11 protein-coding genes are annotated in these 12,214 nt (G+C 49.5%); all 11 read right to left on the reverse strand.

Features of this window, described 5'->3' with window-relative positions:
• Positions 1-29 precede the first annotated feature (29 nt).
• The gene (locus AB4Z33_RS21370; protein ID WP_442051821.1) at positions 30-602 is read right to left on the reverse strand and encodes a cell wall elongation regulator TseB-like domain-containing protein; all 573 of its coding nucleotides are present in this window, start codon (positions 600-602) and stop codon (positions 30-32) included.
• Entirely contained in the window at positions 602-1,912 is a 1,311-nt protein-coding gene (locus tag AB4Z33_RS21375) for an amidohydrolase (protein WP_442051822.1), read from the reverse strand. The genes AB4Z33_RS21370 and AB4Z33_RS21375 overlap by 1 nt, the downstream gene beginning before the upstream one ends.
• On the reverse strand, positions 1,893-2,549 hold the full coding sequence (locus AB4Z33_RS21380) for a redox-sensing transcriptional repressor Rex (protein ID WP_442051823.1): 657 nt from the start codon (positions 2,547-2,549) through the stop codon (positions 1,893-1,895). The genes AB4Z33_RS21375 and AB4Z33_RS21380 overlap by 20 nt, the downstream gene beginning before the upstream one ends.
• Positions 2,546-5,473: an ATP-dependent DNA helicase DinG gene (gene dinG, locus AB4Z33_RS21385; protein ID WP_442051832.1), complete on the reverse strand. Its 2,928-nt coding sequence runs from the start codon at positions 5,471-5,473 to the stop codon at positions 2,546-2,548. The genes AB4Z33_RS21380 and dinG overlap by 4 nt, the downstream gene beginning before the upstream one ends.
• A 4-nt stretch (positions 5,474-5,477) precedes the next feature.
• Positions 5,478-6,224, reverse strand: a complete 747-nt coding sequence (locus AB4Z33_RS21390) for a hypothetical protein (protein WP_442051824.1) — start codon at positions 6,222-6,224, stop codon at positions 5,478-5,480.
• Positions 6,225-6,363: 139 nt separating this feature from the next.
• Complete coding sequence (gene panD / locus AB4Z33_RS21395) at positions 6,364-6,747, reverse strand: aspartate 1-decarboxylase (protein WP_337103435.1); 384 nt, start codon at positions 6,745-6,747, stop codon at positions 6,364-6,366.
• Positions 6,674-7,624 carry a pantoate--beta-alanine ligase gene (gene panC / locus AB4Z33_RS21400; RefSeq protein ID WP_442051825.1) on the reverse strand — a complete coding sequence of 317 codons (951 nt, stop codon included), beginning with the start codon at positions 7,622-7,624 and terminating at the stop codon, positions 6,674-6,676. The genes panD and panC overlap by 74 nt, the downstream gene beginning before the upstream one ends.
• Complete coding sequence (gene panB / locus AB4Z33_RS21405) at positions 7,621-8,550, reverse strand: 3-methyl-2-oxobutanoate hydroxymethyltransferase (protein ID WP_442051826.1); 930 nt, start codon at positions 8,548-8,550, stop codon at positions 7,621-7,623. The genes panC and panB overlap by 4 nt, the downstream gene beginning before the upstream one ends.
• Before the next feature lie 292 nt (positions 8,551-8,842).
• Complete coding sequence (locus tag AB4Z33_RS21410; protein ID WP_442051827.1) at positions 8,843-9,817, reverse strand: biotin--[acetyl-CoA-carboxylase] ligase; 975 nt, start codon at positions 9,815-9,817, stop codon at positions 8,843-8,845.
• Positions 9,810-11,120 (reverse strand): CCA tRNA nucleotidyltransferase, encoded by a 1,311-nt coding sequence (locus AB4Z33_RS21415; protein WP_442051828.1) that lies wholly within the window; start codon positions 11,118-11,120, stop codon positions 9,810-9,812. Before AB4Z33_RS21415 ends, AB4Z33_RS21410 begins: the two co-directional genes overlap by 8 nt.
• Positions 11,121-11,162: 42 nt before the next feature.
• A partial coding sequence (gene bshA, locus AB4Z33_RS21420; protein WP_442051829.1) for an N-acetyl-alpha-D-glucosaminyl L-malate synthase BshA occupies positions 11,163-12,214 on the reverse strand: 1,052 nt, incomplete at its 5' end.

Genomic DNA, 12,214 nt, shown 5'->3' on the forward strand with positions numbered 1-12,214 from the left:
TCGGTCGGTGTAAAAACAGGAAACGGAGCCTATTGAGGCTCCGTCTTCGCTGGCAGCTTATATTCGTTCAAAAAAGCGCCGCTCGTAAATGAATAAAAATCGTAGTAGTAATGGGTCTCGTCTGCCTTAAGCGTATAAAAGATTTCCCATACCGGTTTGTCGCCAAGCAGCCCAGGCTGCATTCGCTTTACAACAGCTTCAGGCTTCGCGAGGTCGAACTTGGCCCGAATGGCCTTCTTCGCCTCTGCTTCGGATGCTTTCACGACAATCGGTTCCGGTTCTTGCGTCGATGTTTCTTCGTCAGTTTCTTCGTCTACAGGTCGCGGCAGCCATACGTAGATCTGTTCGCCATCCGCATTTTTACCAGAAACAAACCAACTTACTTGATCCCAAATATGCTTGCTTATTTGATCGACTTCCGTCAATTCAGCTGCTTCTATCGCGTCGGCTTTCGCCTCCCTCTCATCCGACCAGCGAGGAGACTTGATATCCTTATAATAAATCGCTGTCGTCGTGATGATGATGAGCAGGACGGCGACGATGACAAAGATCCATCGCTGCGTAGTCATAATCGGCTGGCGTTTCTTCGTATCCGCGCGCATTAGGCTTGCAGCAAACGCTCGAAGCTCGCTTGCGCTTCGAAGCGGATTTGTTCCTCATCCAGCAATGTACTTTCACCATTTTGAACAACTTGACGTCCATCTACCCACACATGCTGCACATCGCGCCCCGAGCCGGAATAAACCAAATGCGATACGATATCTGTCAGCGGGTAGAACTGAGGCTGATCCAAATTAATCGCAATAAAGTCGGCTTTCATGCCTACACGCAAGACGCCAATCTGATCTTGCTGCCAGATCGAGCGGGCGCCGTATACCGTTCCCATACGAAGCGCTTCAACCGCAGGGATAGCTGTCGGATCGCCAGATACTCCCTTGTGCAGAAGAGCGGCAAGCTGAATTTCTTGAAACAAGTCCAGGTTATTGTTGCTCGCTACGCTATCCGTCCCAAGCGATACGGTAACGCCAGCCTTAAGAAGATCAGTCACGCGGGCAACGCCGCTCGCCAGCTTCAAGTTGCTGACCGGGTTATGGGATACCGCAACGCCGCGAGCGGCTAGCAGCTCAATCTCGGCATCGTTAAGATGAACGGCATGGGCTACAAGCGATGGCCGGGAGAAAAAGCCGTGCTTGTCCAAATGCTCAACAGGACGAAGTCCATAATCGCGAACGTTTTGCTCTACCTCAGCAATTGTCTCGGACATATGAGTATGAAGAGGCAGGTTATAGTCATGCGCCGCTTGAACGAATCGCTCTATATAATCAGGCGGACATGTATAGGGTGCATGAGGCGATATCATCGTCGTAATTCTACCGTCGGCTTTACCATTCCAATCACGAGCAAAGGCTATCGCTTCTGCCAGCTTCGCGTCTTGCACTTCCTTCTCGCACAAGCCGATAACGCCGCGCGTCAAGCAGCCCCGAATACCTGATTGCTCAACCATCATAGCGACCTGGTCCATCCGATCATACATATCGACGAACGCCGTCGTACCTGTCTTAAGCATCTCGACGATAGCGAGTGCGCTGCCCGCCTTCGTATCTTGATCGACATACTTCGCTTCCATCGGCCACATCTTCTCTTGCAGCCATACTTGCAAATTTTGATCGTCCGAATATCCGCGCAACAGCGTCATTGCCGCATGTCCGTGCGTATTAATCAATCCCGGCATAAAAGCCAGCTTGCTGCCGTCGATCTTCTGCGCATCGGCCGCAACGTCTACAGGCGCAACAGGCGCAGCTTCCCCCAAGTATGTAATACGGTCATTCGTTACGACCATATGCCCTTTAAACGTCATGCGGCTCTCATCCATCGTGACGAATAAGCCGTTCTCAATCCATAGTTGACTCATTAGCTGATTCTCCTTCTCCTGCTAAATAATAGGCCAAGCTAAGCAAATCACGCGTGAAATCGGCGTTGTGAATCCGAATGTGCTCGGGAACGCGCAGAATGGCGGGCGCGAAGTTCAATATGCCTTCGATTCCGGCTTCCACGAATTGATTCGCGACGTTCTGCGCTTCGTGGGCAGGCACGGTAATAATACCGATTCGAATACTTTGCTGGACGATAATTCGCGGCAGTTCTTCCATCGGCAGTACCTGCAGGTTGTTAATGCTCATGCCGATCTTGCTCGGATGAGCGTCGAACACGGCTGTGATTTTCATATTGTCTTTGGAATACTTATTGTAATTGCATAAAGCATGTCCTAGATTACCGGCGCCGGCGAGCGCCACGTTAATCGGTTGATCGACCTTCAGTATTTGTCTGATTTTCTCGATGAGATACAGAACGTCATAGCCGATCCCTTTGCGGCCGAACTCTCCGAAATAAGCGAGATCCTTGCGAATCTGAGCAGGATTAAGGTCGAGCTTAACGCCCAATTCCTGAGATGAAACGGTTTGAACTTCACGAGTGTGCAGCTCGTTCAACACTTGAAGATAGATAGGCAGCCGTCTAACGACAGCTTCTGATATTTTCGTCTGCTTCAACCTTTCTCCTCCTCTGATATCGCTGTTTTTTGCTCATTCGAATCCTTCTTATCTGTTGCACTTACGCTGCTGCTTAGCCACTCTCGCATGCGCAGCACCATTTGCTCCGTATGCATCGTCTCGATCTTCGGGCCTGGTAAGGAATACAGGAAATGCTTGCCGTAATACGCATCGATGATCCGCGTATCGTAGATGATGACAATGCCTTTGTCTTGCGATGTTCGCACGAGCCTTCCGAATCCTTGCTTGAATCGGATGACGGCTTGCGGTATGGACAGCTTCATGAACGGATTTTGCTTCTGCCTGAGCAGCAGCTCTGACTTAGCCTCCGCAAGCGGATGGTTAGGCGGCTGGAACGGCAAGCGTACAATGGCTAGACAGATGAGCGCTTCCCCGGGAATATCTACCCCTTCCCAGAAGCTGCTCGTCCCAAGCAGAACCGATTCGGGCTGCTGCCGGAAACGTCTCGTCAGCTTCGTCCGGTTGCCGCTGTCGATGCCTTGGCCGAGCACTTGTATGCCGGACTCAGACAAACGCTCCTTAAGCGGCTCATACACTTGCTTCAGCATCTTATACGATGTGAATAATACAAGCATTCTTCCCTTCGTTTCCTTCGCCGATGCCGCCAATGATTCCGTCAACATATCTAAGTAGGCTTGATCCACATAGGAGCCTTTCAATACCGGGAAGTTGCGTGGGATGACGACGAGCGCCTGCTCCCGATAATTGAACGGCGACGGCAATTGTACGGTCTTAAGCCGGCCTTGCTCCTCGTACCCTGTAAGTCCTAGCTGTTCGGCCGCGTATTGGAACGACTTCTGTACCGATAAGGTAGCCGAAGTCATGACAATGCTGTCTTTGACATCGAAGAAATATTTCTGAAGCTGCTCGCTCACATCTACCGGTGCTGCATACAAATGAACCGAACGATAACGATAGGCGCTGCTCGCCTCAATCCAGAATACTGACGCTGCCTGCTCCAGCTTGATGAAAATATGCAATTCATCTTTTACGCGGGTCAAATCCCTTAAAGCACCGTTAAGATCCGTAATGGCGGCTTGAATCGTTGAATCATCCACACGATCCTTAATATCATTAACCATCTTGTCCAACGTTCGAATAATCCGATTCAGCTCCGTATGCACATTACCTTCAGTCGTAACGGCGTCGTCCCACCCGGCTGGCAGCTCGCCGATCTTCAATCGGCACACCGCTTGCCCGGCTTCGCCTGAAGCAAGCTCATTCGATATCGAGGTAAAGCTATAGAACATTTCGAATAGTTTATCCCAATGTTCTTTAATATCGTTAAATATAGGGATGACCGTATCGATTGTCTCAAGCCAAGCTGATTGATGCGCATCATCCTCGTATTGCAGCTTAATTCTAAGCGCTGGAAGCAAGCCAGACCTGGCGTCCTTATAGAGACGCTGTACGGCCTGATTGAACGAGAAATAGCTGACCTGCATGCCAAGATGCTTGCCCGCGACCTCTTCCACATGATGCGCTTCATCTATAATAAGATGGCTGTAGGTTGGAAGCAAACGATGGTCCGCCTGGATATCGGTGAATAACATCGAATGATTAGTTACACATACATCTGCGATGTTCGATTCCTGCTTGGCACGGTGATAATAACAACGTTTGAACCACGGACATGCCCGGTTGAGGCAGGAATCGGCATCGCTGGCTACGGTTGACCAGAAATCAGCGCCTTTGTTGCCGAAATTCAGCTCCTCTTGATCTCCGGTCTCCGTTTCACCAAGCCAAACGACCATTTGTGCGGCTGTAATGACATCATCTATTGGCGATACAAGATCTTTCGTATTCACTTTGCCTTCGAATTTGCGCAAACATAAGTAATTGCCTCTCCCCTTAAAGATCGAAGCCTTGAAAGGAAATGGCAGCACGTCCTCGAGCAGCGGGATATCCCGTTGCCGAAGCTGCTCTTGCAAGTTAATCGTATGTGTGCTGACAACAATCTTTTTATTGTTGCGAATGCCGTAATACAAGGCCGGTATCAGATACCCTAACGACTTGCCTGTTCCTGTTCCCGCTTCAATAAGCAAGTGCTGGTCGCTGTTTAAGGCATTGTACACTTCTTGGAACATTTCCGTTTGCGCTTCGCGCTCCTCGTAATTTTCGAAGCGAGCTTCGAAACGCGCCTTCACATCCGCCAAATATTGTTCGAAAGACAATTCGCCGAGCGAGAAGTTGTCGCTCTCGGCTCGCGGCGGCTGTTCTTCTGTCCATTCTCTAACCTTAAGCGCAAATTGATTAAAGTAATCGTATTCTGCAGGCTCGAACACATTTCGAACTTCCATACGCTGCAGCGTCTCTGCTATAAACCAGCTTAAATCGCTTCCATCGTTAATGAGCGCAGATAGCCGCTGCAACGTAAGCAGCGGCAATTGGCGAAGCTTCTGAACAATTTCGATAAATAAGTTCGCAGTAGCGAGAGCATCGCTATCCGCGCGATGGTGGCTTTCATGCTCGATGCCGAACATTTCCGTTACGGCGCCAAGCTGATAAGTCGTAATGGAAGGATATAATATGCGAAGCAATTCAATTGTATCGAGCCTGCGTCCGGCGAACCCATGGTAACCGCAACGATCAAGCGCTTGATTCAGAAAGCCTGCATCGAAACCAACATTATGCGCGATGAGCACTGCATCATCAAGCAAGGGTATGAGCTGTACGAGCACCTCTTGCAATTCCGGCGCATCTTCAACTACAGCATCGTCTATGCCGGTTAGTTGAGTAATAAAAGCCGGTATCGGTACAGTAGGCCGTACGAAAGTGCTGAACGTTTGTAATACTTCAAGCTCTTCCGAAACAAGGACCAGTCCGATTTGCAAAATATCGTCGGACTGGCTATGCCCGGTCGTCTCTAAATCCAGTACTGCAAATTTCATTCGTTCCCCGATCCTCTCACAAACAGCACAGCTCCGTGCTTCCAAAATATAACGATAATTGCAAAGGCGTTTGCTGACATGACTTCAAGTTGTTCAGCGGGTCGGTAAAGCTGGGATAAACTTGATGAGCCTTCATGAACAGCTTCTCCGCATGGGCAAGGTTCATATGAACCGCTTGAATGCATCCTAGCGCATTATAGCCTAAAGCAAGCCATTTAGGGAAGTCCGTTAATGCAATCAATAATTGAAAATGCCGCTGGGCTTCGTTCCAATTCTGCATATGCATATGGGTCATGGCCAGAAACAGACGAGCAAGGTTGCATTCCGGCGATTGCCCTACAGCGACTTGAAACTGCGCCGCGGCTTCAGGGAACATCAATAACTTATAATAACCTTGTCCCTTGGAAATAATAGGTGCAGCATCTTCAGGAATTTCTAGATCCGCTTTGTTGCAAACAGACGAAGCAGAAGCTGTATAAACGGAAGATGCAGCTGGTTCCTGCTCAAGAGCTTTCACAGCTTCGCTGCCGCCTGCCCCTGACGTTGCGGGGGCGGACTTGCTTAAAAGCTCGCCGTAGCTGTCCTTGAAATCAGACAGCTTCTCTTCAAATTCAAGCCATTGTTCGATGAACGAATCGCTCACCTTCTTAAGCTCGTTCATTTGCTGCTCGAACTGTCTTTTTTGCTGCTCGCATGCATCAGGATATTGCTGGATCATCCGATCAAGCAGCTCATTCATTTCAGTAAACATATGCTGGAACATACCGCATCCCGCCTTCGCCAAAGAATTAAGGAGTGTGTTATGCTCATTTTTTGTTTTTACGACGCTTTTCATTCAGCATCCCAGCCGTTACATAAGCAAGGAATTAACTAAAGAACAAACGAACGCTTCACTGCAAATGTTACAAAATCGTTGAATGAAGCTCTTCCGTCAGCGAACGGAGCGGCTTGTTATCGGCATCTAATATCGTTACGATCGGCTTATGCGCTTTCGCTTCTTCATTGCTCATAGATGCATAAGAAATTATTATGACTTGATCTCCGGGCTGTACTTGCCTTGCAGCTGCTCCATTCAAGCAAATGACGCCTGATCCGCGCTCACCGACAATGACGTACGTTTCGAAGCGTGCCCCGTTATTGTTATTTACGATCTGCACTTTCTCATTTTCCCATATATCTGCTGCATCCATCAAATCCTCATCAATGGTGATGCTACCTACATAATTGAGGTTCGCTTCCGTAACCGTGGCCCGGTGAAGCTTTGATTTCATCATTGTTCTGAACATAGTCCTGTACCTCCGTTCTTTCCAATAAACAATTATCAATTAATCTTGTCGTTCCGAATTTAACCGCCATTGCAAGCAGCAAGGGCTGCATGACTTCAGACAACGATTCCGTTTGCGACAGTGTGTCAAGTCTTGGATAATGAAGCAGCTCCACGTAATCAATGACGGCTTCGCTCGATTGGCTAATATGAAGCTTCACTTTAGCCAATAGACGTTCAGCGTTCATGTCAGGCTCCAGGTACCATTCGCTAGCCAGTGCGAGAGCTTGCGACAGCACAACCGCTTGGCTGCGCTGCTCCGCGCTTAAATAAACGTTGCGCGAGCTTAATGCAAGTCCGTCTGGCTCACGCACAATCGGACAAGGCACAATTTCTACCGGTATATCAAGGTCATTCACGATTTGTTCAATCACGGCTACTTGCTGGGCATCCTTCATGCCGAAGTAAGCGCGATCCGGCTGAACAAGATGGAACAGCTTGCTGACAACTAGACCTACTCCGTCAAAATGTCCGGGACGCGATGCCCCGCATAGGCGATCAGTAACCTGCTCGACGATCAAACGAGTCAGCGGTTTCTCCGGATACATCTCGGCAACTGATGGCATAAATACAACATCTACGCCAACCGATTCTGCCAATGCTAGATCTCTTGCTTCATCCTTCGGATATCGGTCCAAATCTTCATTCGGACCGAATTGAAGCGGATTTACGAATATACTTAATACCGTAATATCGTTATTTTCCTTCGATTGCCGCATCAGGCTTGCATGTCCTTCATGCAAATAACCCATTGTCGGCACAAAACCGATGCTAGCACCTTCTTTTCGGAAGGTGGCTAATTGCTGCTTAAGGTCTGCTTTCGTTCGGCTAATGATCATGACAATCTCACCTCCGCAGCCCGACTTCTCTGACTTCTCTGCGCTTCAGCATCTAGCTGCCCTTCTGTTGTTGCACCAGAACCGTTGCCTCCGTATAGAGGTTGAACAGCCGACGTATGCCCCAGGAAAGCATGCTCTTCCGCTGGGAAGGCAGCCCCTTTAACATCTTGAACATAGGACTGAATGGCATCTCTAATCGTGGTGCCGATGTCAGCATACGTTTTAACGAATTTTTTGGGTGTATAAGGCGACGCGTATTGCAGCAGATCATGGTAGACAAGCACTTGTCCGTCACAGCCGCGTCCTGCCCCGATCCCAATCGTAGGAATGGTGAGCGCTCCGCTTATTGCCGCTGCGAGAGGTTCCGTTACCAGCTCCATCACGATGCTGAACGCGCCGGCTTGCTCCAAGGCTTTAGCGTCATTCATAAGACGTTCAGCTTCCTTGTCGAGCTTCCCTTGCACCTTGTAGCCGCCAAGCTGATGCACGGATTGCGGTGTAAGTCCGATATGACCCATCACCGGAATGCCGGCTTTCACCAATGCTTCGACGTCTGCCGCAATTTCTGTTCCGCCCTCGAGCTTAAGCGCGTGCGCTCCGCCCTCCTGCATGATCCGCGCCGCGTTGCGAAGAGTCGTCTCGCGTGACGCGCCGTATGTCATGAACGGCATGTCGGCAACGATGAACGTTTGCCCCGCTCCGCGAGCTACCGCCCTTGTATGATAAATGATGTCGTCGATCGTTACCGGTATTGTCGTCTCGTAGCCAAGTACGACATTTCCGAGCGAATCGCCGACCAATATGACGTCAATACCTGCTTCCTCGGCTAATTTCGCCGAAGGATAGTCGTAAGCGGTGAGCACGGAAATCGCATTGCGTTCCTGCTTCATTTTTTTCATCGATGTGATCGTCAGTCGTTTCCTCATCAGCTTCTCATCCCCTTCGAATGGTATAAGAACAGAACAAGTCTATTCTTATATTTTAAACACAAAAAAACCTTTTAGCCGCCGCTAAAAAGGTCCCCGAACTGAAAAGGAAACGATTTCTTATGGTGCTTCCTTCTGTCTCGGTCCTAGCGGCTCAGAGCAGAGTGTGCTTTTCCAACCATTTGCATAAAACTTAAATTGTCGAACGATTGTCAGTGCAGCTTCCAAGGAATACCGCCTGATACCGCTATTTTAACAGACTTCTGTCTATTCGTAAACGGATGCGCGCAGCTTATGTCGGTTCGCCCATTTCAGCCGAAAAAATGGGAATGATACTGCCGTCCTCCAATTGAATGTTAATCGCGCCGGATGTATCTAGTCCTACTGGAATGCCTGTTATCGTGCCTTGCGGTGTCACCAAACTCGCTGGTTTGCCAAGCGAAATCGAGAGTGCCTCCCATAACGTAATAATTGGGGCGAACCCTTGCTCTTGGTATAGATCGTACAATTGCTCCCATTCTTGCATGAACTGAACGATAATATCGCTACGCGACAACGTATGTCCGGAAGCGATGCGCAGTGAAGTTGCCTTCTCGAGAAGTCCGTCAACATAATCGGATGGCTCCAGATTGACACTAATGCCCACACCGGCAATTACATAACGAAGCCGTTCGTCTTCTGCAGCAGATTCCAATAAAATGCCGCTTATTTTCTTTCCTTCGATTAATAGGTCATTTGGCCATTTGATGCCTATCGATAGCCCCGTTAGCCGTATCAGGCTTCTGCACAACGCTACAGCAGTAAGCAAAGTCAACTGCGGAGCAAAGTGAATCGGCACGGAGGGACGAAGGACCATGCTCATCCATATGCCTTTGCCTTTCGGCGACACCCAGCCTCTTCCCATGCGACCCCGACCGCTCGTCTGTTGTTCTGCAATGATAAGCGTCCCTTCCGGAGCGCCTTTCTCTGCCGCATCCCTAGCGACAATCTGCGTCGATTGAACGGTGTCGTGCATAAGAATGTGTCTACCGAAGCGGCTTGACGTCATACGGCTTGAGAGCAGATCGGAATCGAGCTTGTCCGGAATGCTCAACAAGCGGTAGCCTAAACGTCGGGATGCCTCGAAGCTATAGCCCTCGGTCTCCAGCTTCTGAATCTGCTTCCATATCGCCGTACGGCTCACTTGCAGCTCCTGGCTCATCTTCTCTCCGGATACATATTGACCCGGCTCACGCAAAAACATTTGCAACAGCTTATCGTTACTCATTGTTATTGTCCTCTTTATCCCAAAGTTCGGCTTGCTCGAACAGCGTCTCTCGTTCATTCGCGAGCTCGCAGCTAGCCACATGTACAAGCAGACGATGCAGACATCGGCTCACCCAAGGTCCTGCCGGCTTCATAAGCCGCTGAGCGAGCATACGTCCATTCACATCCAGCTGCTTTAACGTTACGATTGGAAACGCATTTAATTGATCCTTCAACATCGCCAAATCGATTGCATCAGAACCTGATCCGACTTCATGACGATGAAGGGCCGCTTCGACGAGAAGCCAATCCTCCGACATTTGTCTGCCTTCGCGAATGACAGTCTCTACCCACCACCGCTTAAGGGAAGGAGCGTTGACAGCTCCTTCACTCCTCACACCAAGGGCGTTCTCATGCAACCGGATCAATCCTGTAATTCTCATTCTTCGATTATTCGATAGCTTCAGCAGTCGTAATGATTCATCAGCAGCTTCCGAAGAAATTGCACTCTCGATCAACACGGCAGCCCACCTGCAATCCAAATCATCAAGCAGGCTGATCCGCCCATATACTTTACTGCTTTGTCTAGTGGATAAGGTACAATTCCGAATCAAACTTTGAAGCAGAGGCAGCTTATCTTTCAACTTAAACAGCAAGCCGCTCGCATGCAGCCATGAGAGCGCTCTGCGCGGATCACTGCCGGCAAGCATCTTGTCGAGCTCGGCTTGAACGCGTTCCATTGCAATATGCTGCATAAGTTCCCTATGCTTCTTAAGCGCCCTCCATGTGGAGACGGTCGGCTGATAGCCATAGACGGCTATGAACCTGACAGCTCTCATCATTCGCAGCGCATCTTCCTGAAAGCGCGCATCGGCATCCCCGACACAGCGAATGTAACGCAGCTCGATGTCGTCAGAGCCGCTGTATGGATCGTATACGCTCCCGTCTTTCTTAAGCGCCATCGCATTGATCGTGAAGTCGCGGCGCAACAGATCGCCTTCCAGACTCGTTATGTACGCAACGCCAGAAGGCTTGCGATAATCCTCGTAAGCGGACTCCTGGCGATAGGTCGTCACTTCATAGGTCTCACCCTCATGAACGATCGTAATCGTTCCATGCTGGAGACCCGTCGGTATACATTTTGGAAACAAAGCCATAACCTGTTCAGGCCGCGCAGAGGTTGCAATATCGACGTCCTTGACCGGAAGTCCGATTACCGTATCTCTTACAGCGCCGCCTACAAACACCGCTTCATAACCGTTTTCCTCAAGCTTAGCGACAATTGGCACAGCGGCTTCGAGCAGCGTGGGCAATGTAAGCTTCATACGTTATCCAGCCTCCGATACATGTGTCAATTTGCCGGCACTTTATTCTCCGCAGACGATCATTGGCATTTCTGCTTCAATTCCGAGTACGCGGTAATAAATTTGTTCATATTGAGCAGTAATCACATCGTTGCAGAACTCATGCGTCGCACGGAATATACATGCTTTTCTGAATTGCTCATGCAGCCTCTCGTCTTGCAGCAGTCGAATCGCGTTTTCTGCCATGCTCTCCACATCGCCAATTGGGCTCAAGAAGCCCGTCTCCCCATGCGTAACAAGCTCTGGGATACCGCCTGCGTTAGAGCCGATCGTCGGCACGCCGCATGCCATCGCTTCAAGCGCAACAAGTCCGAAGCTCTCCTTCTCGGATGGCAGCAGCAGTACATCGGCAAGTGAAATAACTTGCGCAACGTCTTCCTGCTTGCCTAGAAAGACAACGCGATCTTCAAGTCCCATGTTTTTAATTTTGCATTGGATCTTGGTCAATTCCGGCCCTTCGCCTACAAGCATCAGCTTCGCAGGCATCTTCTCCGCCACCTTGGCGAATATATCGATAACATCTCCGACCCGCTTCACGGGACGGAAGTTGGAAATATGCATGAGCACTTTCTCGTGCGGCTTGACATAATCGGCACGCAGTGAAGCCGAATCGCGCGGATAATAAATCCGTTTGTCGACGAAGTTATACGTCAAGTCAATCGGCGTCATAATATCGAGCAGGTTTCTCGTTTCGTTAATCAAATCATTCGATACGGCGGTTACCGCATCGCTTTGATGAATGGCTAGACGGATCAAGTCCTTAAGCGATTCGTCTTGCGCCAGTACCGTAATATCCGTACCATGCAGCGTCGTCACTGTCTTCAAGCCATCGCCAATCATTTGCTTCGCCAAATAAGCGCATACCGCATGCGGAACCGCGTAATGGACATGAAGCAGGTCTAGCTGCTGCATCTTCGCCACTTGAGCCATCTTGCTGGCAAGCGATAAATCATAGGGCGGGAAACGGAATACATAATAATCGTTAACTTCGACTTCATGGAAAAAAATATTTTTGTGAAAATGTCCCAATCGGAACGGAATGCTATGTGTAATAA

The organism is Paenibacillus sp. 2TAB19 (genome assembly GCF_052115185.1).
Lineage (GTDB): Bacteria > Bacillota > Bacilli > Paenibacillales > Paenibacillaceae > Pristimantibacillus.